At 68.1% G+C, this 25,677-nt stretch carries 17 protein-coding genes; 14 read left to right on the forward strand and 3 right to left on the reverse strand.

Features of this window, described 5'->3' with window-relative positions; genetic code table 11:
- Positions 1–14 precede the first annotated feature (14 nt).
- Genes EDD31_RS09035 through EDD31_RS09045 form a run of 3 tightly spaced genes read right to left on the reverse strand, consistent with a single transcriptional unit; the run spans position 15 to position 4,400 of the window.
- A complete protein-coding gene (locus EDD31_RS09035; RefSeq protein WP_123303853.1) occupies positions 15–2,372 on the reverse strand; it encodes a glycoside hydrolase family 38 N-terminal domain-containing protein in 2,358 nt (785 codons plus the stop codon).
- A gap of 16 nt (positions 2,373–2,388) precedes the next feature.
- The gene (locus EDD31_RS09040; protein ID WP_123303854.1) at positions 2,389–3,561 is read right to left on the reverse strand and encodes a Gfo/Idh/MocA family protein; all 1,173 of its coding nucleotides are present in this window, start codon (positions 3,559–3,561) and stop codon (positions 2,389–2,391) included.
- Positions 3,558–4,400 (reverse strand): class I fructose-bisphosphate aldolase, encoded by an 843-nt coding sequence (locus EDD31_RS09045; RefSeq protein ID WP_123303855.1) that lies wholly within the window; start codon positions 4,398–4,400, stop codon positions 3,558–3,560. The genes EDD31_RS09040 and EDD31_RS09045 overlap by 4 nt, the downstream gene beginning before the upstream one ends.
- Positions 4,401–4,528: 128 nt before the next feature.
- Here EDD31_RS09045 and EDD31_RS09050 point away from each other — a divergent pair, with 128 nt between their 5' ends.
- The 14 genes from EDD31_RS09050 to EDD31_RS09115 all read left to right on the forward strand — a co-directional run bounded on the left by EDD31_RS09050 (position 4,529) and on the right by EDD31_RS09115 (position 25,675).
- The gene (locus EDD31_RS09050) at positions 4,529–6,523 is read left to right on the forward strand and encodes a PfkB family carbohydrate kinase (RefSeq protein ID WP_123303856.1); all 1,995 of its coding nucleotides are present in this window, start codon (positions 4,529–4,531) and stop codon (positions 6,521–6,523) included.
- 78 nt (positions 6,524–6,601) lie between these two features.
- Positions 6,602–7,600 carry a LacI family DNA-binding transcriptional regulator gene (locus EDD31_RS09055; RefSeq protein WP_123303857.1) on the forward strand — a complete coding sequence of 333 codons (999 nt, stop codon included), beginning with the start codon at positions 6,602–6,604 and terminating at the stop codon, positions 7,598–7,600.
- Positions 7,601–7,766: 166 nt separating this feature from the next.
- Positions 7,767–8,669: an ABC transporter permease gene (locus EDD31_RS09060; RefSeq protein WP_123305367.1), complete on the forward strand. Its 903-nt coding sequence runs from the start codon at positions 7,767–7,769 to the stop codon at positions 8,667–8,669.
- 4 nt (positions 8,670–8,673) lie between these two features.
- Positions 8,674–9,630 carry a carbohydrate ABC transporter permease gene (locus EDD31_RS09065; RefSeq protein ID WP_123303858.1) on the forward strand — a complete coding sequence of 319 codons (957 nt, stop codon included), beginning with the start codon at positions 8,674–8,676 and terminating at the stop codon, positions 9,628–9,630.
- A 45-nt stretch (positions 9,631–9,675) separates the two neighbouring features.
- The gene (locus tag EDD31_RS09070) at positions 9,676–11,196 is read left to right on the forward strand and encodes an ABC transporter substrate-binding protein (protein ID WP_170163259.1); all 1,521 of its coding nucleotides are present in this window, start codon (positions 9,676–9,678) and stop codon (positions 11,194–11,196) included.
- A gap of 43 nt (positions 11,197–11,239) precedes the next feature.
- Entirely contained in the window at positions 11,240–13,183 is a 1,944-nt protein-coding gene (locus tag EDD31_RS09075) for a glycosyl hydrolase 2 galactose-binding domain-containing protein (protein ID WP_148058915.1), read from the forward strand.
- Between the two features lie 71 nt (positions 13,184–13,254).
- Positions 13,255–15,756, forward strand: coding sequence for a hypothetical protein (locus EDD31_RS09080; protein ID WP_123303861.1), 2,502 nt, complete (start codon positions 13,255–13,257; stop codon positions 15,754–15,756).
- Positions 15,753–17,201: a glucosidase family protein gene (locus tag EDD31_RS09085; RefSeq protein WP_123303862.1), complete on the forward strand. Its 1,449-nt coding sequence runs from the start codon at positions 15,753–15,755 to the stop codon at positions 17,199–17,201. The genes EDD31_RS09080 and EDD31_RS09085 overlap by 4 nt, the downstream gene beginning before the upstream one ends.
- Before the next feature lie 69 nt (positions 17,202–17,270).
- Positions 17,271–20,147 carry an FAD-binding and (Fe-S)-binding domain-containing protein gene (locus EDD31_RS09090; RefSeq protein WP_123303863.1) on the forward strand — a complete coding sequence of 959 codons (2,877 nt, stop codon included), beginning with the start codon at positions 17,271–17,273 and terminating at the stop codon, positions 20,145–20,147.
- 102 nt (positions 20,148–20,249) lie between these two features.
- A complete protein-coding gene (locus tag EDD31_RS09095; protein ID WP_123303864.1) occupies positions 20,250–21,212 on the forward strand; it encodes a sugar phosphate isomerase/epimerase family protein in 963 nt (320 codons plus the stop codon).
- Complete coding sequence (locus tag EDD31_RS09100) at positions 21,212–22,063, forward strand: sugar phosphate isomerase/epimerase family protein (protein WP_123303865.1); 852 nt, start codon at positions 21,212–21,214, stop codon at positions 22,061–22,063. Before EDD31_RS09095 ends, EDD31_RS09100 begins: the two co-directional genes overlap by 1 nt.
- Before the next feature lie 10 nt (positions 22,064–22,073).
- Positions 22,074–22,745, forward strand: a complete 672-nt coding sequence (locus EDD31_RS09105) for a GntR family transcriptional regulator (protein ID WP_170163260.1) — start codon at positions 22,074–22,076, stop codon at positions 22,743–22,745.
- Between the two features lie 28 nt (positions 22,746–22,773).
- A complete protein-coding gene (locus EDD31_RS09110) occupies positions 22,774–24,342 on the forward strand; it encodes an apiosidase-like domain-containing protein (RefSeq protein WP_123303867.1) in 1,569 nt (522 codons plus the stop codon).
- A gap of 28 nt (positions 24,343–24,370) precedes the next feature.
- A complete protein-coding gene (locus EDD31_RS09115) occupies positions 24,371–25,675 on the forward strand; it encodes an ABC transporter substrate-binding protein (protein ID WP_123303868.1) in 1,305 nt (434 codons plus the stop codon).
- Positions 25,676–25,677 lie beyond the last annotated feature (2 nt).

Genomic DNA, 25,677 nt, shown 5'->3' on the forward strand with positions numbered 1-25,677 from the left:
GGAGGCGCCCTGGTTCAGTCCTGAACTCGGAAGGTCTCGGGCCCGGCAGCGAGGGCGCCCGCCCGCTCCAGGGCTGCCGCGGCGTCCAGCTCTCCCCAGGTGAGATGGAAGCGGAACTCGTGAAAGCCGCCGGCATCAGCGCGGAAGTTCGTCTCCCATGTGGTGTTGATGGCCCAGGCGGCAACATCGCGCTGGTTAGCGCGCGCATCCGGGCCGGAGTGCAGGCACACGGTCCGATGTTCGATCCCTCCCAGTGCGATCAACGGCGTATCCGGCGTCGCCACTGCCACAGCAAAGCCGCCGGCCTCTTGGACGAAACCGCGTTGCACCAGCATGTAGTCCTGCAGTGTGCCGGCGATCTGATCGATCGCCGGACGCAGTAGCGCACCGGTCTTGTCCACCCAGAGTGTGCCAGGCTCGGTCGGGCCGAAGGGCAGCGGGAGGAGCAGATTCTCGGCTTCCCAGCTCCCCGCCGCGCGGAAGGTGACGGAGACACTCAGGAGCGGGTCGATCATCGAGCACTCCACGCCCACTCTCAGATGCTCGAATCCGGGCAGTTCCATGAGCAGTTCGGCTCGCGAGACGAGTGGGCCACGAGAGGTGACGCGCGCTGCGGTGACTGACGCGGTGGTCATGCTGGCGGCGGCAGGTGATCTGTTGCGACCCGAGTTCGCCCGTGGGCTGACCGGGTCGGCGCCGCTCTCCCAGCGGGAGTGCACCGCCGCGAAGGGCGCCGCACCGCGCAGGATGCTGGCGCCCCGCGAGGGATCCACCGCCTCGACGATTCCGTTCTCCGGGTCCAGCACCAGGCGAAGGTGGCGTGCCTCGAGGACGTGGTCATCGACTGGGGCAGCGCTCACATCGTGCACCCGGTCCACTCCCGCGATCCGGGCGTGCTTCCACGGTTGTTCCCGCACGTCGATCACGGTGTCTGCGCCGGGCGCCATCTCGAGTTCGACGAGCAACTCCACACCTCGAGCCACCGGGCGGCTCTGGCAACGGAGCGCCTTGCCCTGGTGAAAGGCGACCGGCTCGGTGCCGGGGTGGGCCAGGAGCCAGTCGTCGACGTGGATGCGCAGCATCGAGAGTGTGGTCGTGGTGGTGTTGACGGCCCGGTAGCGCAGCGTGGTGTGCCGTGGCGGCAAGAGCGACTCCCCGGCGACAGCCCGGGCTCGGGTGAGCGCACCGGTGGCCGCCGCATGCGCCTTGGCCGCCACCGACGTTTTCGCGACATCCTGGGCCACGACCTCGGTCGACCATGGCATCAGCACCGAGTGCGAGTGCCCCCAGGTGTGCTCGGCGTACAGCGCCAACTGCTGCTGTGCCTCGGCGACCTGCGCCGAGATGTCGGCTCCGGAGACGGCAGCCAGGGCGCGGGCACGTTCCAGTCGGTTGTGGGCGTCCCGAGCGATGCGAAGCTCACGAGGAGTCGAGGCGACGCCATCGGCCCACCAGTCGGTCCAGTCGCCGCGCTCGGTGGGGATGTCGTGGAAGGCTTCCTCGGCACGGAGAGCCTGGAAGAACTCTTCCGCGGTGGACAGCACCACGCGGACGCCCTCGGGATGCCTGTCGTTCCAATCCTGCACCGCCGCGGTGAGCTCGACGTCTGGTGGGGCGTTGTCCGAGGCCGCGCCGGAGATCAGTGCCGGGACGATCGAGTACGGGTAGTCGCGCTCGGTGAGCTCGGTGAGGTAGCGCCCCAGGCGGTCCTCCCGCATCTGCGCCGAGGCGGAGGCGCCGCGGGCGTCGTAGGCGTCCCGGATGGTGTAGCTCATGGCACCCCGCGGGCAGAAGCCGAGATCATTGCCGAGCTGATAGTGCGGTGCCACCCAGGCGAGAACCCGACCGCCACCGGGGCCCTCCCACCAGAATGCCCGCTGGTCCGTGCCGCCGGGAGCGAGGCCGTGGTGGGTGTGGATACTCGCGAAGAGCTGGTCCACTCCGTGCTGGGCCAGGATGTCGGCGTATCCCCAGGAGTAGCCATTGATGTCGGCCGTGAGGGCAGTGCGTAGCGGGTGGTCGTGCGCGGCGAACCACCGGGCCGCTCGTGCCGTGACCGACGCCAAGGTAGTGGCGTCCAGCAGCTCGGTCATGTTCAGGTAGCTCGCCGAACCACCCACCCGCCCCGTCCGGATCAGCTCCGACATCTCGGCGATCTCGCCGTCGTCCGCAGCCGCCAGGAACTGCTCCAGCTGCCAGAAGTTCTCCAGCTGCCAGCGGTATTCCGGTGCCGTGTGGCACGCCCGGATCACCTCGTGCAGGAAGTCCGCGTGGGCGCGGGCCACCTCGGCTCGGGGTGAGGTGTACCCGATATCGGTGTGCGAGTGCGGAATGAGGTGGACGGTGCGCGGAGGTGTGGCAGTGGCAGACATCGGAGTACCTCGCAGGTCAGGAGTTGGCGGCAGCCGGGCTCGCCACGGCGACCGCGCGGCCCTCAACGTGGGCTTCCGCGGCTGCGGCTGCCAGGCGATGGGTCATGGCTGCCTCGTGGGGGTTGGCAGTGGCGAACCGATCACCCAGGGCGCCCGCACGCTCGGCGAGGAAGCACGCCCACATCTGCAAGATGGCGTCGGAGAAGCCGAACTCGAAGATCCCGCCCGTGACCGTCGGCCAGGCTGACTGGCTGCCGGCATCGATCTGCTGCCAGGACTGCTCGGTGCCCCCGCCCGGGATCGCGATCTTCGCGAAGAGCTCGACCCGCTTCGGGTTCTTGGTACTGAAGCGGACCCCGCCGTCCATGCCCACGACCTCGAGCAGCCAGGTGTTCTTCTCGCCCGGAGCGATGCGCTTGGTCTCCACCGTCATGGGGAAGGACGAGCCTGCTGAGTCGACGCGGCAGTGCAGGACGGCGTTGTCCCAGGTGTCGCAGGCAACCGGGGTGCCGTCCGGCCCGGGGCGTTCGGTGACGATGTTCTCCAGGTCGGCGTACACCGTGCTGGGAACCCATCCGAGCCGCAGCGGCACATGCCAGGCGTGCAGGCCGAGGTCGTTCATCACCCCGGCGGCGCCGCAGGTGGCCACTTGGCGCTTCCAGTTGATGGGCTTGTGCACATCGAGGTCACTGGAGTGCAGGAAGGCGCTGCGGACTGAGACGATGCGTCCCAGGGCGCCGGAGGCAATGGTCTGGTAGGCGAGTTGCGCTCCCGGGAAGTACGGCATCTCGCTGGAGCAGCGGACGAAGACCTCGGGGTGTGCGGCAGCGGCGTCCAGGATCGATTCGGCTGCGGCGCCGTCGATGCCGAAGGGCTTCTCCGCGAGCAGGTCCTTGCCGGCGCGGATCACGTCCGCATAGATGCTCTCGTGCAGGTCATGCCGCACGGCGACGTAGACGACGTCGATCTCATCCGAGGCCAGCAGCTCGTGGTAGTCCGTGGTGAGCTGGGTGACCGTCTCGATCTGCCGGAACCAGTCCAGGGCCTCGGGCCGGATGTCGCAGACGGCCGTCAGGCGGGGGCACACCGGATGATCGATGAGTGCGGGCCATCGGCCGAGTGCGGCGGCAAGTTCACGTCCCATGAGTCCGCCACCGATGATGCCGACGCGCACCTCGGCGCCGTTCATCGTGCGTGCTCCTCGATGATGGCCAGGGCTTCGTCGACGCCGGCGCCCTCGTGCACCGTCGCCATCAGGGCGGCAGTGACGCCCGCCGGGCTGCGGTGCTGGATGATGTTGCGTCCGTAGACGATGCCGCGCGCTCCGGCCCGGAGTACCGCATGCGTGCGCTCGAGCAAAGTGCGGTCGTCCACGCGGCCCCCGCCTCGGACCAGCACGGGGACCTCCCCGGCGACCTCGATGACGCGCCCGTACTCGGCGAGGTCGTCCGAGGGGTCGGCCTTGATCAGATCCGCGCCGAGTTCGACGGCCTGGCGCACCAGCGCGGTGATGCGGTCGATGTCGCCGTCGACCATGTACCCACCGGCCGTGGCGTTGTCCTGCATGACCAGCGGCTCGATCATCAAGGGCATGCCGAGCCGGGTGGCGTCCTCGCGCAGCGCCATGATGGACCGGATGTTGGCCTCGCGGATATCGGGGCGGCCAGGCAGCTGCATGAGGTTGACGCAGACCGCGACGGCGTCGAGGCGCACGGCGACCTCGATCGCGTTCGGCACGTGATGGCTGAAGAGGTGCTCATCGAGCGGATTGCCGTACACGTTGGCAACGTCGGTGCGCATGACGAGCGCTGGCTTGGTGCGTTGCGGAATGCGCTGGAGCAATGGGGCCTGACCCATGGTCAGCTGGACGGCGTCCGGCCCGGCCTCGGCCAGTGTGCGCACTGTCGCGGGCATGTCGGCAATGCCGGCGAGGAACGACGGCTCGCCAAAGAAGCCATGGTCCACGGCCACGTCGAGAGCGCGTCCGGAAGTGGGATGGAACAGCCGGTTGAGGCGATAGGGAGTCACGTGCGGTCCTTGTCCGTCGTTGGGGGATCGCGGCTGCGCGCCACGAGGAAGGAGGTGCGATCTGGCCAGCCGTGTGCCACAGTAGTGCAGCGAAACAACGTTGTCTATCGAGAAGAAGGAACCTCAGGATGCGCAGAGTTGCGGTCGCGGGGCACGTCTGCCTTGACCTGGTCCCGCGGCAGTTGCCGCACGGTGGCTTGACGCCGGGGTCACTCGTCGAGGTGGGTCATCTCGACATCTCGCTCGGGGGGAGTGTGGCCAACACCGCCCGGACACTCCAGCAACTCGGTCACCCTGTGCGGGCCTGCGCGACGATCGGAGATGACGATCTTGCTGACGTGCTCCGCAAGCGGCTCTCGGGCCCGCTGGTGCAGGCCGATCTCACGCAGGTTCCGGCGACCACCTCGTACAGCCTCGTGGTGGAGCCCGGTGGGCAGGACCGTGCCTTCTGGCACCATGTGGGCGCCAACGCAGACTTCGATCCCGGCGTGCTCGACCTGGGTGACGCGGAGATCCTGCACCTGGGGTATCCCTCACTCCTGCCCGGGCTGCTCGTTGACGAGGGCGAACCGCTGCTTGCGCTCCTGCGACGTGCGCGAGCGCAGGGAGTGACCACGTCCGTCGACCTGGCGGTGGTCAGTGCTGCTGATCTCGTCAGCGGGCCCGACTGGGAGCGGCTCCTGCCGGCGCTGGCGGCGCAGTGCGACGTCCTCTCGCCAAGCCTGGCCGACCTGCAGTCGATCCTCCCGGCGGGCGCGCATTCGGCGGCCTCCTGTGCGGACCAGCTCGTGCGGTGGGGTGCAGGGGTCGTCGTGGTCTCCGATGGCGAGGCCGGCCTGGCCCTGCGCGCCGGAACGGCAGGCCGGCTGCGGGAGGGGGGCGCTGCTCTTGCGCCCCTGAGCGCATCCTGGGCCGGCGCCGCCATCGATCAGACTGCGGTGACTGTGGATCACGTCGTGACCACCAACGGTGCCGGTGATGCCGTCAGCGCGGCGGTGCTCTATGCCCTCTCGGTAGGACTCTCCCCCGTGCAGGCCGGCGCGCTGATGGCCGCAGTGGCTGCCGCTGTGGTCTCAGGGGGCACGCCCGATGCGCGCGCCATCGCGCGCCTTGGCCTCCTGAGCGCCGGATCGGGACCCATCCCGATCGGTGCCAACCAGCCCTCTGCGCGCTTCTATCGCGGAGGGTCGCAGATCGCGGGCTTCCGCGGGCAGCAGCACGTGGACGATCACACTCCAGAGGACTGGGTGGCCTCCACCGTGGAGGTCCGCGGCCAGGAACCGGTGGGGCTGACCCGGCTGCCCGATGGCCGCCTCCTGCGTGAGGCCATTGCGGAGGATCCAGAGCGCTGGTTGGGGCGGGAGCACGCCGCGCGTTTTGGCGCCGACACCAAGCTCCTGGTCAAGCTCCTGGACGCTGGTCAACGGCTACCGGTCCACGCGCACCCGGGGGGTGAGTTCGCCCAGCACGCTCTGGGGGTCTCCCATGGCAAGGCGGAAGCCTGGTACATCCTGACGCCTGGAACGGTGTATCTGGGGTTGCGCGAGTCGATCGGGCGGGAGGCGATGGCGGATCTCGTCGCCCGGCAAGAGACCGAGACGATGCTTGAGTTGCTGCACGAGATCCAGGTCGAAGCGGGGGACTGCGTGTACGTCCCGCCAGGCACCCTGCATGCGATCGGGGAGGGCATCCTTCTCGTGGAGGTGCAGGAGCCGGAGGATCTCTCCATCTTGCTGGAGTGGCGAGGCTTTGATCTCGACGGCGCCGCCGAGGGGCATCTGGGGCTCGGCTTTGACCGCGCACTGGGTGCCGTGGACCTCTCGGCCATGTCCGACGAGCGCGTGTCGGCCCTGGTCGCCCGTGCACCGGCTACCGGGCCATGGCTGCCGGAAGAAGCCGAGTCCTTCTTCCGGCTCGAGGTCCATCAGGTTGCTGGCACGGTGCCGCTCGACGATGGGTATGCCGTCATGGTCGGCCTGGAGGGCGAGGTGCAACTCGGCGCATCCGGTTGTCTGCCGACCGCACTTGCCGCCGGCCGGGTGGCGCTCGTCCCCGCCGCTGCGCGGGGCCGATGGCTGGCCGGCACGGGTCGTGTGATCGTGTTGCGGCCGCCGGCCTCCTGAAGCTGTCGCGGGTGAGGCGCCGAGTTCCCTCGCGTCGCGGCTTGTATCGTGTTGCCGACTTGCTCCAGGGAGGCGCACATGAACCGCGGTCCGACGATGGTCGATGTCGCCGAGGCGGCCTCGGTGTCCCTCAAGACTGTGTCGCGGTACATCAACGGTGCCACGAACATCGACCCCAAGCTGGCAGAGCGGATCCGGGAAGCAGTGCTGGCGCTCGGCTACCGGCGCAACCTGGCAGCGGCCAGTATCCGCCCGGGCTGGACGAGCCGCATGCTCGGTTTGATCATCGGCGACCTCGGGAACCCGTACTACTCCACGCTGGCCCGGGGGGTGGAACGTGAGGTCCACGAACGTGGCTACCTCTTGACCACGGCCAGCTCCGACGAGAACGGCCAACGTCATGACGAACTCATCGACCGCATGCTCGAGCAGCGAGTGGATGGTCTGATCATCGTCCCGCCCTACACAGGCGGGCGGCCATGGAACGAGCTTCGCCCACCACTGCCCCCGAGGGTGCTCGTCGACCGCCCGGCACCAGAGGGTGATGGCTACAGCGTGCTCGCCGACAACGCCCGGGGCGCAGCCTCCGCCACAGAGGTGTTGCTGGCCGAGGGCGCCACCCGCATCGCCTTCGTGGGCGACTCCGAGTTGATCTCCACCATGGCGGAGCGACGTCAGGGATACGAGGAGGCGTTGCTGGCCGCAGGTCTGGAGGTCGATCTCTCCCTGGTGGACCACGGGGTGCACACCGATGAGCAGGCGGCGGGAGCGGTGCAGAGGCTCCTGGACGACCACGGCGCTGATGCGATCTTCGCGGCGAACAACCGAGCCGCCATTGGTGCTCTGCGTGCCTTCCGGGCCCGCGGTGCGCGCGTTCCCCTGGTGGGCTTCGACGACTTTGAGTCTGCCGAGTTGACCTCACCACCCACGACCGTTGTCAGTCACGACATCGCGCACATGGGCGCCGTCGCGGCCGGCACCCTCCTCACACTCCTCGATGGAGGGGTCCCCGCTGAGCAGACGACTGTCCTTCCGGTGACCTTGCAGCGGCGAGGGTCCGAGCTGCGCGTCCAGTAACTCTCCGGTAACAGCTCGTGAGAGCTGGTTGTCATCGGTCCACCCAGGGGGTATGTTTCACCGAAACAACGTTGTTTTGATCCAGATGGGCGGTACGTCTCACGTGATGATCGAAGCCCGCGAGCGCAAGCTCGAGCGGAACCGCAGCCAGCCGAGGACCAGGACGATGCGTCCGGACCGAAGCATCCTGGTCCTGGCGCTACCGGCATTGGCCTTCTTCGCCGTCTTCAGCTACGGGCCGATGGTGGGAGCCATCGTGGCCTTCAAGGACTTCAACGTCGTTGAGGGAATCTTCGGCAGCCCATGGAACGGCTTGGAGAACTTCCGCTTCTTCTTCGAGTCGGGCAACGCCGGCCGGGTCATCCGGAACACGTTGATCCTCAACGCACTCTTCATCGGCGGCACGATCACTGCGGGAATGGCCATGGCGGTCATGATCAACGAGATCAGATTCCGGCTGCTGAAGCGGACTGCGCAGTCCGTCATCTTCCTGCCGTACTTCATCTCGCCGATCGTGATCAGCGTGATGCTGCAAGCCTTTCTCTCCGGCTTCGGCGGCAGTGGCGGCGTCGTCAACAACATGCTCGGCGGCCTGGGCATCTCGCCCGTGTCCTGGTACACGGAACCAGGAGCCTGGCCGTGGATTCTGACCATCGTGAAGATCTGGCAGCTGGCGGGATACACCTCGATCATTTACCTCGCCGCGATGACCGCGATCCCGCCCGATGTCTATGAGGCCGCTGTCCTCGACGGCGCATCCCGCTGGAAGATCGCGCTCCGCGTGACGGTGCCGCTCATCATGCCGGTGACCGTGATCCTTCTGATCCTCCAGGTCGGGCGCATTTTCATGGGTGACTTCGGCACCATCTACGCGATCATCGGCGACAACGGGACGTTGTTCCCGACCACGGACGTGATCGACACCTACGTGTTCCGTGCGCTGCGTACCAGTGGAAACCTGGGAATGACCGCCGCCGTGGGTCTCTTCCAGTCGGTCGTCGGATTCATCCTCATTGCTGCTACGGCACTGATCGCCCGTCGCGTCAGCCGAAAGTCAGGAGGCTTCTGATCCCATGAACACGACGACAGCAATCACCCCGACCGTCATCGAAGCCACGAGCGAGACCACGCCGGCGCAGCGCCGACGGCGGCCAGAACGCCGTGTGCGCGGTATGTGGCGTGAGCCCTTCGTGGCGGTGAGCACGCTGACGGTCACGATCTACGCCCTGGCCTGTGTGGTCCCGCTCTGGATCATCTTCTCGTCGTCGCTGACCGCGGAGCGGACCCTGGTGCGGACCGGCTTCAGTCTCTGGCCGACGGACTTTTCCCTGGAGGCGTACCAAGTTCTCTTCTCCGGCAGTGAGACGCTGGTCAACGCCTACTTCTCCACCCTGTTCATCACGGTGGTGGGAACCGCCGGCGCAGTCATGGCCACACTCGGGATGGCGTGGGTGATCTCGCGTCGCACGGTCATGGCGCGGCGCCTCATGGTGGTGGTCTACATTCCGATGGTCTTCAGCGGTGGCCTGGTCCCGCTGTACATCCTCGTCACCCAGGTGCTGCAACTACGGAACACCTACTGGGCGGTGATCCTTCCGCTTCTGGTCTCGCCGTTCCTGGTCTTCGTGGCGATGGCCTTCTTCAGGAGCATTCCGGAGTCCGTTCTCGAATCGGCCCGGATCGACGGCGCCAACGAGCTGCGCACCTTCTTTGCCATCGTGCTTCCCATTGCGAAACCGATCGTCGCCGTCATCGCACTCTTCTACGCAGTGGCGTACTGGAACGAGTGGTTCTTCCCGCTGTTGTTCATCAGCGACCAGGAGCTGCGGCCACTGCAGTTGCTCTTGCAGAACATGATCGGAAACCTCAACGCCGCCCAGGCGTTGCAGCCAACCTCAGGCGTTCAAGCGCCCGTCTACCAGCTCAGGATGGCGCTGACCGTCGTGACCATCGGTCCCATCATTCTCGCCTACCCGTTCGTCCAGCGCTTCTTCGTCACCGGACTCACGCTCGGTGCGACGAAGGGCTGAGAGGCCTGTTCGTCCCTGATGAAAGGAAATCTCATGACGTCACCCATGTCGTCTCAATTCAGTCGCCGTCGACTGTTGCAGGGTTCGCTCGCTGTCGGTGGATTGGGGCTCCTCGGCGCCATCGCCGGTTGTGGTAATGGTTCGGGTGCCGGCAACGGCACGACGCTGCACTCCCTGCTGCCGGGTGACATCCCGCAGCGATGGAGTGAAGTCCGAGCGCACGTCAACGAGGCCCTTGAGGCCGACCGAGGCCTGCGCATCGATCCCGAGTTCATCTCGTGGACCAACTACGCAGAGCAGGAAATGTTGAAGTTCACCACCGGTGAGCGCTTTGACACTGCTCTGGAAGCGACCTGGCTGAACCTGCAGCAACTGCTGTCAGATAACGCCCTCGCTGACATGACTGATCTCTGGGACAGTGGAAACTATCCCAACCTGAATGCCACGATCGATGAGCGCATGGTGGAGTACGCGAAGTACAACGGCAGGCTCTACACGATCCCGCTGGTGGCGAACTTCACGAGCCCGCCCGGATTTGTGATCAGACAGGACCTGGCGGACAAGTACGGCATCGGTGAGGTCAATGACTACGAGACCCTGGAACGGTTCCTCTACGACGTGAAGCAGAAGGACCCGGATCTCATTCCCTTCGGCTTGGACAACGGGTACGTCAACAACACCGTGATACCGAACCCCGTGTCCTTGTTCAATGCCCAGGCCTGGGAGGAGGCGAACAAGAACGTGCAGCTTCTGGGCACCTACTTCGAAGGCGACGGCTTGAGCCCGGTCCCGTTCTGGGAGCAGCAGGACGTACTGGACTCCCTGGACCGCGTGCGCCAGTACTACCTCGACGGGATCCTCAACGAGGACGCCCTCACGCTGGACATGAGCGCGGTGCGCAGCCTGTTCGCGCAGGGGAGATACGCCTCCACCACCGCCGGGGCCGACGGACTGACCAGCTCCACCTTCGGCCCGGTGGCCGACAATGTCGAGGGCGCCGCCATCGCTCAGGTGATCCCCTTCGCCGACGGCCTCGATGCCCGCATGTCCAGCACCTTCCAGGCTGCCAACAACATGGTGGCCCCAGCGAACACCGAGACCCTCGAGCAGGTGTTCGAGATGATGGACTGGCTCTCGATCCAGGAGAACCACGATCGCCTCTCGTACGGCATTGAGGGCGAGGACTGGAACGCCGTCGGGGAGCACAGCTATGAGCAGATCAGCGGCTACGCCTTCCCGGCCTTCGCGATGTCGTGGCGGACGCCGCTCGAACGCGACCTGGCCGGCATGGTCGACACCGACCGCGCCTGGGTGGCGTGGGCTCGCGACATCGAGCACTTCTACCCCGACAGGCTGGCCGGCTTCTACTTCGACTCCTCGTCGGTGTCGAGCGAGGAGGCCCAGGTCGGCGCGGCCTTCAGCGAGTACGTGCTGCCCTTGTACGCCGGGGTGAAGGACGTGCAGTCCGGCCTGGACGAGGCGCGCACCGCTCTGGAGAACGCCGGGTACGAGACCGTGGTGGAGGAGTACCAGCGCCAAGCCCTGGAATTCCTCGCCGACTCCTGAGATCGCCACGCTCCACTGAGCTCGCCCGACCGAAGAGGACAGGATGCGCACGATGTTTCTCGATGGTGAGGACTGGACCCTCATCGGATGGCGCCGCCATGATTGGGAGTTGGCCAGGACTCCAGCTGCAGGCAAGGTCACCAATCCCGACGTGGCACCAGTTGCCGCACGGGTCCCGGGTTCAGTCCGGGGTGCCCTGCTGGCGGCCGGAGTCGTGGCTGACCCCACGGTGGGAGTGCAGTCCCGCGAGGCGGAGTGGGTCGAACACCGCGACTGGGAGTTCCGCCGGGATCTCCCGGACGGGCTGCTCGATGGCGAGGATGCCCTGACGTCGCGGTTGTGGCTGGAGTGCGAGGAGCTCGACTACACGGGCGTGGTTCTCCTGGGCGACCTCGAGGTGGGGCGCTTCGCGGGGAGCTTCACGCCGCACAGCTTCGACCTCACTGCGGCCTACCGCGAGGGTGAGCGCAGGCTCCGGGTCATCCTGACCGGAGCGCCGGATGGCTTGGCGCAGAACGGCTGGACCTCCCGGATCCTGGCCTTCAAGCCCCGTTTCAGCTACGGCTGGGACTGGACACCCCGGATGGTGTCGGCCGGGGTACCCGGTCGCATCCGGCTGGAGCGGCGCCCCGCCGCGAGTCCTGCCATCACCGCCCGCGTTCGTGCCGATGTCGACCCTGCTCGCGACGTCGCCGTCCTCGAGGTCACACTGAGTGCTGATCGCCCGCTGCCTGCCGGTGCGCGGGCAGACGTTCTCCTCGGGGACGAGGTGGTGGGCTCTGGGCCGGCACCTGACTTCCGGTTCCGGGCCGAGGTGGCGGCCCGTGTGTGGCAACTCGCCGGGCGCGGTGACCAGCCGCTCTATGACTGCCGGGTGCGGGTGGTGGCCCAGGACGGCTCGGTGCTGCACGAGAGCGTGCGGCGCGTCGGCTTCCGCCACGTCTCCTGGTCAGCGGCCGCGGAAGCGCCGCCGGGTGCTGATGACTGGCTGTGCTCGGTCAATGGGGAGCCGGTCTTCCTCGCGGGCGTCAACTGGGTGCCGATCCGGCCCGACTATGCCGATCTGACCGAGGCCGACTACCGGCTGCGCCTGCAGCGCTACCGTGACCTGGGCTTCGTGATGGTGCGGGTCTGGGGTGGTGCGGGACTCGAGCGCCCGGTCTTCTACGACCTGTGCGACGAGTTGGGGCTACTCGTCTGGCAGGAGTTCCCGTTGAGCTCGTCCGGGCTCGACAACGAACCCCCGGCGGACCTGGGCTTCATCGACGAACTGGCCCAGGTGGCCGAGAGCTATATCGAGCGGCTCGGGCATCACGCCTGCCTGGCCCTGTGGTGTGGCGGCAACGAACTCACCATCGTGGATGAGCCCGGCGTCCCCGGAACCCCGCTGGCCGCGGACCATCCCACGCTCGCGGCCTTGGCCGAGGTGGCCCGCCGCGGGGACCCGGGACGTCGCTTCATCGCGACCTCCCCGACGGGGCCTCGCTTCGAGGCGGACGCTGGCGAGTTCGGCCAAGGTTTGCACCACGATGTTCACGGCCCCTGGGAGTTCGAGGGCACTCAGGAGCAATGGCAGCAGTACTGGGACCACGATGACGCCGTCATGCGCTCCGAGGTGGGAGTGGTCGGGGCCTCCTCCTGGGAGTTGCTCGACCGGCAGGGGTTGCTTGCGGCGAGCTCCGGGGCGGAGCTTCGCCAGCTCTGGACCCATGCCGCAGGCTGGTGGCTGGCACCGCTCGACGCGTGGCTGCAGGCCGGCCACGATTTGTCCCAGCTCCCCGAGTGGGTGGAGCAGAGCCGGACGCGCCAAGCCGAGATGCTCGCCTATTCGGCTCAACGGAGCAAGGAACGCTTCCCCCGGTGCACGGGCTACTTCGTCTGGCTCGGCCACGACACCTTCCCCTGCCCGGTGAGCCTGTCCCTGCTCGATTACGACGGCGAGCTGAAGCCGGCGGCACGCGCACTCGGTGCGATCTTCACCGCCTGACGCGCCGACGAACGACGCGCGCCACGGCGGCAACAACGAACCATGACCACCTGGTAATGAGGAGAGCCTTCATGCATCACCCACCTGGCCGGGCCCCGGCCGCCTCGGCATTGCGCCAGACCGGGCCGGAGCAGCAACGCTCACTGAGCCTGCCGCGGAGCCGGGTGGTGCTCAACCCGCAGAACTTCTTCGACGAGCGCAGCGAGGTGGAGCAGAACTGTGGCCCCACACTCCCGCTGGGGCTGGGGTACTTCGCCCATGATCAGGCGCTGTTCCTGCCGCGATTCCTGACGTTGTGGGCGTCGCCCGCGGCGGCCTCGTCACCCGCAGCCACGCCGCAGCGTCTGGACGCCTCCCGGTGGATGGAAGGTGAGAATGTGACCTGCGATGATGCGGAGGGCGTGCTGACCGCGGCACTGGAGGGCGGTGCCCCCAGCGGTACGCTGTGGCAGCGAATCCGGATCGACCCGGCCCGTGCGACCCTGCGCGTCAGCATCGGTGCCGTCCAGGGCCAGTGGGCACTTCGCCTCCGCGATGGTGCTGGGCGGGAGATCAGGGTCCAGGACGGTGCGGCCACCGTGGGCCTGCACCGCTATGACCTGGCTGAGTTGCTGGGCGAACACCACGAGGCTGAGGTGGAACTCTCCGTGGTCCTGCTCGGCGCCGGGGCCTCGGTCCGCGTGGAGGAGATGGCTCTGCTCGGCGGGTACGACGACGCCACCGGCGTGCGGCGGTATAGCACCGAGTGGGCGCCGGGCAGCCTGGACTTCAGGGCCGAGTATCGCGACGGAGGCGCCCTGCGGGGCCGGGACGTCTTCGTCGACGAGAACAGCGTGCTCCGGGAGGTGACGCGCGAGCCTCTCGCTGACGGCGCTGAGCTGGTGGTGGCCGGGGAGTACGTCGGGGACGTGGAGGTGGACCAGACGCGCGGCCTCGTGCGAATGTGCCTGCCCCACGCCGTCGCGGCCGTTGCCCTTCCCGCCGGTTCGCAGATCCGCTTCTTCGCCGATGAAGCCGAACTGCAGTCCGGCGCTCCTGGGGCCTCCGCTCCGCTCGCCAGGAGCGGTCTGTGGGCGGCGCACATCGCCTCGGGGACGCGCTCCTTGCGGCTGGGGTGCGGCTTCTCGCCCGATGACCCCGAGGCGGCCGCTGGACTGGCCCTCGCCGCTGCTGCCCACTCGGCTGCGGAGCGCGCGGCGCACTGGAACGAGTACTGGGACGGCGTGCTCGCTCGCGTGCCGCAACCGCGTTCCTTTGCGCTACGCGGTCTCCCGGATGACGAGGGGGTGAGTGCGGAGGACGTGCGCGCCGCGTACTACCGCGCCTTCCTCGGTCTGTCCTCGAACGTGCTGCCGCCGCAGCCCGAGAGCGGCTTCTCCCACCCCACCGTGGCCACCGGCAAAGCATCGATGTGGAACTACGGCGCACCGGGCGCCCGGACCGCGGCCGCATGGGAGACCTTTCTTGCGATCCAGTACCTGGCCTATCTGGACCCGCAGACCGCCTGGGCGTCCTTCCACGGGCTGATGACGCTCGTGGTGGAGGACGGATCACTGGCGGGGGAGGGTCTTCCCAGCCGCAAGGCTCAGACCGCGTGGCTTCTCTACGAGCTCACCGGTGACCGAGCGGCTCTCGCCTCCCACTACCCGCAACTGCGTCGGCTACTGCGCTGGCAGGCTGAACACCCGCGGTGGGTGTACGGCGACTACGACCACCCGGGCGAGCAGGACGCGGAGTTCCTCACCTCGGTTGTGATCGATCTCGGCTTCGCCCAGCAGATCGCCGAGGTGCTGGGCGAGACCGCCGACCTCGAGAGCTATGCGGGGCTACGTGCCTCGCTCCTCGATGACTACGCTGCGCATTGCTTCCAGGGCGAGAGCCGCCGGGCGATCCAGTACTGGTTTCCCGGGGATCCTGAATGCGTACCTCGCGGTGGCTGCGACGGGCTCGGTCTCCCGGTGGTGATGGGCCTCGCGGTCGAGGGCCTGGCGGACTGGCAGCGCTCGTCGCTGCATGCGCGCTTCGACGAGCAGTACGACCCGCAGGACCAACTCGCCGGCTTCGACGTCGTGAAGCACTCCAATCTCGGCTACACGGTGGCCGGACTGCTCCTCAGTGCCAGGTGGGAGCAGGCGCAGACCCTGACGAATATCGCCCTGCGCGACGTCGTCCGCAGTGGATCCTTCGCTGAGGTGTATGACCGGGGCCCGGATCGCCCCCGCCCCTCCGGTGTGCGGCCCTCGATCTTCGGCATGACTCAGGTGATCGACTCGGTCTGGCTCAACAACGGCTTGCGGATGGATCGCGGCACGCCTTTGCTCCTGGGCCTGCCAGGAGTCCAGGGCGGCCTGGACGGCCTGCATGTGCGCGGCCACGTCTGGGCCCTGGAGATCGACGTCCCGGCGAACACTGCCACCATGACGGACACCGAGGCGGGGCGACGGCGCGAGTTCACCGAGGTTGCTCCGGGCTTCAGTCACCCGCTCACCATGGACAGCGCCGCCGATGGCGCCAGGCCCGCCACATCCGCCCACCACGCCGCCGTGGGAGCGGCCGGAGACCGAGCATCATGACACTGAGTCACGCTGACCTCGCCGCCATCGAAGCCGCCATGTCAATCGGCGGTGCCGAGACCCCACCGGAGTTGCGGCGCACCGTGCCGACAGTCAGCGGTTCCGATCCGGGTATCGGGCGTCTCTACGCGGCCGCGCTGAAGAACGTGTTCGCGGTGAACACCGTGCGGAACGAGGACGGTGCCTTCGTTCGAGCCGGCGGTGGGTACCCCACGCCGTGGACTCGTGACGCGGCCATCAACTCCTGGAGTGCGCTCTCGCTGCTGGCGCCCGGTCTGGCGGAAGCGACCCTGCGCGCCGTGATCGAGACCGGGGAGTCCGGCCCCCTGGTCGCGCAGGACGACCAATGGTGGGACCAGGTGATCTGGATCCTCGCGGCGGAGCGCCATGCGGCATGGACCGATGACACCGAGTTCGCCAGGTGGGCGTACCGCGTGGGCCGCAACAGCCTGGAGCAACTCGAGCAGTACCGGGACCCGCAGTGGGGCCTCTACCTCGGGCCCGCCGTGATGCAGGACGGCGTGGCTGGGTTCCCCTTGCCCGACGGGGCGCAGGAGATCGCGCCCTTCGTTCTCGAGCATTCCTGGTCACGGTCGATCATGTGCCTGTCCACGAATGTCCTCTACGCCGCAGCCCATGACTCGCTCGCCGCACTCGCAGCCAGAATCGCAGCGCCCGGGGATGACCTTGTCGCGCGGGCAGACTCTCTCCGCCGGGCGATCGAGGAGCACCTGTGGACGGGGGATCGGTACGCCTACCTCCGGCGCACCGACGGTCGGACCGAGCAGTACCAGGAGCTCCTCGGGCTCGCGCTACTCCTGGAGTGCGGTGGCATCGACGACGACCGCGTGCGCACCATCGTTGAGGGGATGCAACGTACGCCGGCCGGCCTGGCGCTGGTGTGGCCTCACTTCTCCCGCTACAGCGATGAGCGGCCGGGGCGCCACAACGTCGCCTTGTGGCCGATGGCCATGGGCCAGTGGGCGGTTGCCGCAGCGCTGCGGGGTCAAGCAGCAGCCTTCACGGACACCTGGCATGATCTGCGCCGGCTGGTGGAGGGCTCTGGCGGCGACTTCTATGAGCTCTATTCCGCCGTCGATGGCTCTGTGGACGGCGGCTGGCAGACGGGGCGGCAGTGGGACTCGGAGCCCCACCAGACCTGGAGCGCGACAGCCTTCCTGCGGATGGTGCACGAGGGGGTGTTCGGCCTGCGCGTGCGCGACGGCGAGTTGCGGCTGGAGCCGACACTCCCCACAGGGGTCGAGCACATCGAGCTGCGCGGCCTGCGGCTCGCGAGCGCGCGACTGACGATCACGGTGAGCGGCGCGGGCAACGTGGTCGAGCAGCTCAGCCTGGATGACGTGGCCCGGGATGACCCCGGTGCCCCGATCGCTCTTGCTGATCTGCGCGGTGACCACACCCTGCGTGTGCGCGTGCGCCCGTGACCAGGCGCCTCACGCGCCGAGTGCTGACCGCCGTCACGCAGTGGTGCGCACGTGGCTAAGCTGGCTCGAATGGCCCCCACGCCCGCAGCCCTAGCCCCGCTCGATCAGGTGCGAGACGCCCTGGATCCCGGGGCGTGGAGCACCACGACGGCCGATCTCGCCGGCATGGCGCACGACGCCTCGCACTACCTGCTCCGCCCGCGCGCGATCGCCACGCCCTCTACCCTCGAGGAACTGGTGGGGGCGCTCACTGCGGCGAATCGTGCCGGCCAACCCGTCGTCTTCCGTGCCGGCGGAACCTCGCTGTCCGGTCAGGCCGGCACCGACGGCGTGCTCATCGACGTGCGCCGGCATTTCGCCGAGGTCGAGGTGCTCGACGACGGCGCCCGGGTGCGCTGCGCACCGGGCGCGGTGCTGCGCCGGGTGAATGCGCTGCTGGCGCGCTACGGTCGCAAGCTCGGGCCCGATCCGGCCAGCGAGATCGCCTGCACCGTCGGCGGGGTGGTGGCCAACAACTCCTCCGGGATGACCAGCGGCATCGCCGCCACGGCCTATCACACGCTCGATGAGATCCGCTTCGTGCTCCCCACCGGCACTGTGGTGGACACCGGCCTGGCGGACGCCGATGCCCGCCTGCGCGCCGCCGAACCGCAGCTGCACGCCGGGCTGCTGCGCCTGCGGGACCGGATCCGTGCCACACCCACCCTGCGCGCGGTGATCGCGCATCAGTTCTCCATGAAGAACACCATGGGCTACGCCCTGAACGCCTTCCTCGACCACGACGAGCCTGCGCAGATCCTCGCCCACCTCATGGTGGGTTCGGAAGGCACGCTGGGCTACATCGCCTCGGTGGTGCTGCGCGCCGTGCCGGTGCCCACCGAGCACGCTACCGCCCTGCTGGTGCTGCCCGACGCCGGGGCCGCCACCGATGCGTTGCCGGAGCTGCTCGGCGCTGGCGCGCGGGCGGCGGAGCTGATGGACGCGGCCGCGCTGCGTGTGGCCCAGCAGCTCACCGCCGCGCCGGCGCAGATGAAAGACCTGCGCATCGAGCGCCACGCCGGCCTGCTCGTGGAGTTCCAGACCACCGACGCCGACCAGCTCGCCGCTCAGGTCGCCGCGGCCGCGCCGGTGGTCCAGCGCCTGGGCCTCGCCACCGAGTTCAGCGCGGAACCGGCCGCGCGAGCCGCGATGTGGACGGTGCGCAAGGGCCTGTACGCCGCGGTGGCCGGTGCGCGTCGTCCGGGCACCACCAACCTGCTCGAGGACATCGCCGTCCCACCCGCCGCGCTGACCGAGACGGTGCGCAGCCTCGCCCGCATGTTCGACCAGTACGGCTACGACGACGCCGTGATCTTCGGTCACGCCCGCGACGCCAACCTGCACTTCATGATCACCCCCAACCTCGACGACCCCGCCGAGCTCGCCGGCTATGAGGCCTTCACCGAGGATCTGGTGGATCTGGTGCTCGGCATGGACGGCACCCTCAAGGCCGAGCACGGCACGGGCCGGATCATGTCCGCCTATGTGCGCCGCCAGTTCGGCGACGAGCTGTACGAGGTGATGCGCGAGGTCAAGCGGCTCTGCGACCCGCGCGGGATCCTCGCCCCCGGAGTGGTGCTCGACGACGATCCGCGCGCCCATGTGCGTCACCTCAAGGTGGTGCCCACCGTCGGTGGGGCGGCTGACCGCTGCGTGGACTGCGGTTTCTGCGAGCCGGCCTGCCCCTCGCGGAACACCACCACCACGCCGCGGCGCCGGATCGCTCTGCTGCGCGAGGCCGAACTGGCCGCCGCCACCGGGGATACCGCCACCCGTGACGCGATCGAGTCCGCCTACGACTACGACGCCGTGCAGACCTGTGCGGCCGATTCGCTGTGCGCACGGGCCTGCCCGGTGGATATCGACACCGGCTCACTGATGAAGTCTCTGCGCACCGAGGGGCATGGCGCCCTCGCCCAGCGCGGCGGCCGGGCGGTGGCCGGCGCTTGGGGGCCGGTCTCGGCCGGGGTGCGCACGGGCATGCGGGTGGCCGATGTCATGCCCACGCCGGTGCTCTCCGGTGTCACCTCGGCCCTGCGTGCCGTGCTGCCGCACGAACTCGTGCCCGCCGTGGGGCCGGAGTTGCCCGGCGCAGGTCGCAAGCGCAGCGCCCTACCGGCGCCTGAGGCGTCCGCAACCGGGGCCACAGCCGGATCGGCCACGATCGACGCCGTCTTCTTCCCCTCCTGCACCGGCGCGATGTTCGGCCCGGCCGCCGGGGGAGAGGGGGCCTCGGCTGCGTTCCTGGAGGTCTGTGAGCGGGCCGGACTGACTGTGGCGCTCGCTGATCGGATCGACGGGCTGTGCTGCGGCACTCCTTGGGCCTCCAAGGGATTCGCCGCCGGCCACGACGCCATGGCCGTGCGCGTCGCCGACTCTGTGCTGGCTTCCACCGACGGCGGCCGGCTGCCACTGATCAGCGACGCCGCCTCGTGCACCCACGGTCTCGCCGAACTCGGCGAGCACCTGGATCCCGCGCGGGCCGAGGCCTGGGCGGGCGTGGAGGTGCTCGACGCGGTCAGCTACGTGCGCCGCGAGGTGCTCGCCCGGCTCGACGTGACCGCACCGCTCGAGTCGCTGGCGCTGCACCCCACCTGCTCCACCGAACACCTCGGCACCGGTGGCGACCTGCAGACCGTGGCCGCAGCGGTGGCCCGGGAGGTGACGGTGCCGCCGTCCTGGGGCTGCTGCGGCTACGCCGGGGATCGCGGCATGCTGCACCCCGAGCTCACCGCCGGAGCCACAGAGGCCGAGGCCGCGGAGATCGCGCAAGCCGAGGCCGAGCACGGTGCCTTCGAGGCCTACGCCTCCTGTAACCGCACCTGCGAGATGGGGATGACCCGCGCCACCGGGCGCGAGTACGAGCACGTGCTGGAGCTGCTCGCGCGGGTGACCCGGCCGGCGTAGGCGGGTCCTCGCCCGCACCCTTGGCAGAACACTTGACACACGTTCGAGCACGTCCCTACTGTTCCTGTATTCCAAAGTGGATCCAGAAAGGGATACAGCGCAATGAAGCTCCGCCACTCGATCATGGTCGGGATCCTCGACCGCTACGCCGACCGATTCACGGAGTTCCAGCCTGCCGTTCCGCTGGAGCGACGCATGGAGCAGGCTGCCGGCATCCCCGGTGCCGACGGTGTCGAGCTGGTCTACCCCGCAGACCTCGGCGATGTGGAGCGTGCACGCACGCTGGTGCAGGCCTCCGGCCTGGATGTCTCGGCAGTGAATCTGAACATCAAGACCGATGAGCGCTGGCGCGAGGGCTCCTTCACCAACCCGGACCCGGCGATCCGCCGCGAAGCAGTGACGTGGCTGCAGACCGCGATGGATCTCAGCGCCGACCTCGGAGCCAACATGGTGACGGTCTGCCCGCTGATGGACGGGTGGGATTACAGCTTTCAGGTCGACTACGTCAATCAGTGGAACTGGCTCGCAGAGAGCATGCACGCCGGGGCCAGCCACCGATCCGACGTGCGAGTGAGTATCGAGTACAAGGCCTTCGAGTCCCGCACCAAGATCACCGTCCCGGACATCGGCACCACCCTGCACCTCTGTGATCGCGTGGGCCTGGACAACCTCGGGGTCACGATGGACGTCGGCCACGCACTCATCGCCCAAGAAACCCCGGCGATGAGTGCGGCGATGGCGCAGGCCGCCGGGCGGATGTTCTATGTGCATTTCAATGACAACAACCGTGGCTGGGACTGGGACATCGTCCCGGGCGCGGTGAATCTCTGGGAGATGGTGGAGACCCTCTTCTACCTGGAACGCATGGGGTGGGAGGGATGGCTGGCCTACGACGTGTTCACCAAGCACGGCGATCCGGTCCAGGCCTTCACTTCCACGATCGAGGTCATGGACTCCCTGGTCGCGTTGCTGGACCGTTTGAGCCGCGAGAAGCTGCAGGAACTGATCGACGATGTCGAGCCGGCCGAGGCCACCGCCTATCTGATCAAGGCGCTGGTCCGCTGATGCGTCTTGGACTCGGCAGTTACGCCTTCCGATGGGCCATGGGCATCGGCACGCCGTCGCCCGCGGCCCTCGGGAGCGTCCCGGATCTGATCCGGGAGACGGCCGACCTCGGATGTGAGGTGCTGCAACTGGCGGATCTCGACGCGCTCGAGTCTGCCTCGGCCGCCGAGCTCACCGACCTGCGTGCGCACGCAGCGAGCGCCGGGGTAGCCCTCCAGACGGGCTTGACCGGTGCCACCGTCGAGCGCCTGACCGATCACCTGCGGATTGCCACGAGCCTGGGCGCCGATCTGGCCCGGGTCGTCCTGCATGGGCGCGGGATCGAGGACGAGCGCGAAGCAGCCAGGGCGCTCACGCGGCTCGCACCCGACTATGAAGCGGCGGGCGTGACCTTGGCGATCGAGAACCATTTCCTGACCTCCAGCGCCAGCTTGGTGGAACTGGTCGCAGAGATCGATAGCCGCGCGGTGGGTCTGACCGTGGATGTGGCGAACTCGATCGCCTGCCAGGAATGGCCGGACCAGACGATTGCCGCGCTGGCGCCCTTCGTGCGCTGCCTGCATCTCAAGGACTACCGGATCGAGCCGAGCCCTGACGGAGTGGGGGCGGCCGTGATCGGTGCACCGCTGGCCCAGGGCTGGAGCGACATCGCGGCGATCGTCGAGGAGATCGCTCCGCATGCACCGGAGGGCATGGCCGTGATCCTCGAGCAGTGGTCACCGGCCGGCTCCTCACTGCAGGACGCCATCACCACCGAGACGCGCTGGCGCCGCGAGTCGGCGATGACGGCTCGTTCCCACCCTGCCCTGAACCCGCTCTGGTCCACCGGAGGTACCCGTGCCGCAGTCTGACTCTTCACCCGTGGCGGAACAGTGCTACGCCCGGTTGCGCGATGCGATCCTGCAGGGGGCGTACTCCCCGGGGGAGCGGCTGACCAGCGTCCGGCTCGCCAGCGATCTTGGCGTCTCCCGGACGCCGATACGTGCAGCCTTGCAACGACTGAAGGCTGATGGCCTCGTCGACAGCGACGACAATCGCGCGGCCTGGGTGCGGCCGCTGACCGTGGACGAGGTCGAACAGGCCTACGAGATCGCAGGAGCGCTGGAGGGCATGCTGGTCAAGCGCCTTGCCGCGCAGATCTCCGACGCTGATCTGCGCGCGCTCGATGAGGCGATCACTCAGATGGAGTCGGCGGCGACCAGTGGTGATCAACATGCGTGGGTCAAGGGTGATGAGACCTTCCACCATCTGCTCAGCGCCCAGGCGGGCAACCCGTTGCTCAATTCGATGCTGCAGCGGGTGGAGACCGTCATCAACCGTGTGCGGTTCCTGTCCTTGAACATCCGCCCAGAGGGGGCGGCGCTCTCGGCGCAGGAACACCGCCGGGTCTATGAGGCCCTCGCCGCGCACGACGGGCAGCGTGCGCGGATCGCACACGAGAACCACCTCGACCGGGTCCGGGACGAGAACGTGGCCTTCCTCAAGGCCAGCTTCGGGTCCTTTCCGACCTTGCCCACACCGTCGCGGCCCTGACCGCACATCACCTCAATGAGGAGGCCCTGTGAACGACCAACGTTCCCCCGTGATGCCGATCCCCGCCCCCGCGCACGGCCGGCTTTCGGTGCCGCGCACGGCGATCGTGGATGTGGAACTTCCCGAACCGCCCGGAGCGGCCAATCCCTTCGACCGTGAGGCGACCGCGACGTTGCGCGGTCCCGATGGCGAGATCATGACGGTTCCAGCCTTCTATGACTCCAGGCTGGGGTACCGCGCCCGGGTCTCGTTCCCTCGGCCAGGAGCGTGGACCGTGCAGACCTACGACGAGGCGGGCGTGGCCCTCACCGACGAACCGCTGCGCGTCGACGTCGACGCCGCGGGCTCGGACCGTGGTGGCCTGCAGATCGACCCCGCCTACCGCCGGCATTTCGCCTGGGCCGACGGCACCCCCTTCTTCTTCCGGGGGTACGAGGCGAACTGGCTGCTGATGCTCGACCAGCACGACGACGAACTCACGCGCCTGGACGCCTTCACTGACTCCATCCTGGAGGCCGGGTTCACCGCCGTGACGGTCAACGCTTATGCCCATTCCTTCCGCCAGTACGTCCCGGCGGACCTCGAGCATGATCCGCGGTGGGTGGTCCCGTCGATCGCGCCGTGGATCGGTGGGAACGGCAACCCCGACTACGGCCGGCTGGATCCAGATTTCTTCGCTCACATGGATCGCGCCGTCGCGTACTTGCACGGACGGGGATTGGTCACCCACCTGATGATTCACGTCTACAACAAGGACGTGAACTGGCCGGAGCCGGCCTCGCCGGACGACGATCGCTACTGGCGACAGATCGTGGCTCGCTACCAGGCGTACGGGTCGATCATCTGGGACACCGCGAAGGAGTCCTACCACCGGCCCGCCGGCTACATCTGGACCAGGCTGGCCACGATCCGCAAGTACGACGGCTATCGACGGCTGGTGACCGCGCACGACACCAACCCTCCGCCGAACGTGACCTGGGGGCGGCAGTACCTCCACCCCGACAACGAACTCGTCGAAGCCCTCACCGACGTCACTTCCGACCAGATCCTGCAAGACATCCACGCCGATGCGTGCGAGCACCATCGCCGCACGTCCAAGCCGTACATCAACATCGAGTTCGGCTACGAGTCCGGTCTCGAGGATCTGCCCTCTGACGACCCCGACCACGACCAGAGCTGGGAGGAGGTCACGCGCCGGATGTGGCACATCGTGCTCGGAGGCGGCTATCCCAACTACTACTACCGGAACACCGCGTGGAGCCTGTTCGTGCCCTTCCCGACGCCGCCCGGCTACCGGGCGGTGCGGCATCTGGCGGACTTCTGGGATGCGCTCGAGCATCGGCGCCTGACGCCGGTCTCCGGCGTCGCGACCGCCGCTGTTCCGGTGATGGTGCGCGCCGACATCGGCAGGGAGTACGTCGTGCTCACCGATGAGGCCGTTCCCGTCACGCTCGACCTCCCTGAGGGCGCGCAGCTACACGCCACCTGGTTCTCCCCGCTGAGCGGCGAGCGCCACGACGCTGGGCCGGCCGATGGTGGCTCGGCCCAGTTCTCCCCTCCATCGGACTGGACGCTGAGCGTGCTCCACCTCCGATAACGCCCCCACCACTATCAAAGGAGATCAGATGGAACGCCGAAACTTCCTCCGGGCATCGGCCGGGATCGGACTCGGGGCGCTCCTCGGCGCAGGCCTGAGTGCTTGTGGGACACGAGGCGGCTCCGGCAGTGCGAGCCTGACCATGTCGCAGTACGGGTCCTCCAGCCGCCTTGAGCTGCTCGAGCAGGTCTTCGAGGCCTACGCCGGCAGCTACCCCGACCGCATGGTGCGGCTCGATGCGGCCAGCGTCGACAACTACATCGACCGGCTGGCGACGCAGGTGAGCGGGGGGAACGCCCCGGACGTCATGGGCATCTTCCACAATGCCATCGCCCAGTTCGCGCGGCAGAACGCCTTGCTCGAACTTGACGATCACATCGGGCAGGCCCTCGATACCAGCGAGTTCACCGACGGCCTGGTCGATCTCGGACGCATCGGCGGCGCGGTCAGTGCGTTGAGCTTCGGTGACAACGCGCACGGAGTGATCTACGACGTCGGGCTGCTGGAGAGCATTGGCAAGAGCGTGCCCGAGCCGGGTTACACCTGGGAGGACCTGCTGAGCTTCAGCGCCGATATCTCTCGCGCCGTTGACGGAGACTTCTACGGGACCGAGGATCGTTCCTCGCAACTGGACCAGGGTTTCAAGGTGTGGCTGCTCCAGCGCGGTAAGTACGCGTTCACAGCAGACGGCGAACTCGGCTTCGACTCCACTGACCTGACCGACTGGATCGAGTACTGGGAGATGTTGCGCGAGGAGGGGGCGGCGCCACCGGCCGACGTCACCGCGGAGGCCGGGGGTACCTTCGACAGCTCTGCGCTCATCCGGGGCTACGCCGCGAACCATCAGACCTATGCCAATGCCATGAGCTCGATGCAGGCGCTCACTGAGAGCCCCTTGGCGCTCACCACCTTGCCGATCGACCCCTCAGGTACTGGCAGCGGGCACTTCTTGCGCGGTTCGAACTGGGTGGGTGTCTTCTCCCGGACCGACGAACCCGAGGCGGCTGTGGAGTTCCTGGACTTCATGTTCAACGACCCGCAAGCCGTGGAGATCCTCGGCGCGGAGCTCGGGGCACCCCCCAACCGGGCGCTGCGCGACACTCTGGACTATTCTCCGGCCGAACAGCAGTTCATCGACTACGTCAACCTGATCACGGACGAGCTGGCCGATGAGGCCATCACGCTGGATCAGGAGTTCCCTGCGGCGTGGAACGACGTGAACACGGCATTTGGCACCGCCACCGAGGACGTCCGATTCGGTCGCGCGGACGTCTCCGAGTCCGTCGAGCAGTTCTTCACGACCGCAGAGCAAGCACTCCGGGCGGGCTCGTGACG

The sequence above is a fragment of the Bogoriella caseilytica genome, assembly GCF_003752405.1.
Lineage (GTDB): Bacteria > Actinomycetota > Actinomycetes > Actinomycetales > Actinomycetaceae > Allobogoriella > Allobogoriella caseilytica.

What these genes read in the sequence shown, in the direction of transcription:
- EDD31_RS09095 (WP_123303864.1), top strand. Translation starts at nt 20,250, where the DNA reads ATGAAGCTCCGCCACTCGATCATGGTCGGGATCCTCGACCGCTACGCC.
- EDD31_RS09080 (WP_123303861.1), top strand. Translation starts at nt 13,255, where the DNA reads ATGCATCACCCACCTGGCCGGGCCCCGGCCGCCTCGGCATTGCGCCAG.
- EDD31_RS09090 (WP_123303863.1), top strand. Translation starts at nt 17,271, where the DNA reads ATGGCCCCCACGCCCGCAGCCCTAGCCCCGCTCGATCAGGTGCGAGAC.
- EDD31_RS09035 (WP_123303853.1), bottom strand. Translation starts at nt 2,372, where the DNA reads ATGTCTGCCACTGCCACACCTCCGCGCACCGTCCACCTCATTCCGCAC.
- EDD31_RS09065 (WP_123303858.1), top strand. Translation starts at nt 8,674, where the DNA reads ATGAACACGACGACAGCAATCACCCCGACCGTCATCGAAGCCACGAGC.
- EDD31_RS09085 (WP_123303862.1), top strand. Translation starts at nt 15,753, where the DNA reads ATGACACTGAGTCACGCTGACCTCGCCGCCATCGAAGCCGCCATGTCA.
- EDD31_RS09075 (WP_148058915.1), top strand. Translation starts at nt 11,240, where the DNA reads ATGCGCACGATGTTTCTCGATGGTGAGGACTGGACCCTCATCGGATGG.
- EDD31_RS09060 (WP_123305367.1), top strand. Translation starts at nt 7,767, where the DNA reads ATGCGTCCGGACCGAAGCATCCTGGTCCTGGCGCTACCGGCATTGGCC.
- EDD31_RS09050 (WP_123303856.1), top strand. Translation starts at nt 4,529, where the DNA reads ATGCGCAGAGTTGCGGTCGCGGGGCACGTCTGCCTTGACCTGGTCCCG.
- EDD31_RS09055 (WP_123303857.1), top strand. Translation starts at nt 6,602, where the DNA reads ATGAACCGCGGTCCGACGATGGTCGATGTCGCCGAGGCGGCCTCGGTG.
- EDD31_RS09070 (WP_170163259.1), top strand. Translation starts at nt 9,676, where the DNA reads ATGTCGTCTCAATTCAGTCGCCGTCGACTGTTGCAGGGTTCGCTCGCT.
- EDD31_RS09115 (WP_123303868.1), top strand. Translation starts at nt 24,371, where the DNA reads ATGGAACGCCGAAACTTCCTCCGGGCATCGGCCGGGATCGGACTCGGG.
- EDD31_RS09040 (WP_123303854.1), bottom strand. Translation starts at nt 3,561, where the DNA reads ATGAACGGCGCCGAGGTGCGCGTCGGCATCATCGGTGGCGGACTCATG.
- EDD31_RS09100 (WP_123303865.1), top strand. Translation starts at nt 21,212, where the DNA reads ATGCGTCTTGGACTCGGCAGTTACGCCTTCCGATGGGCCATGGGCATC.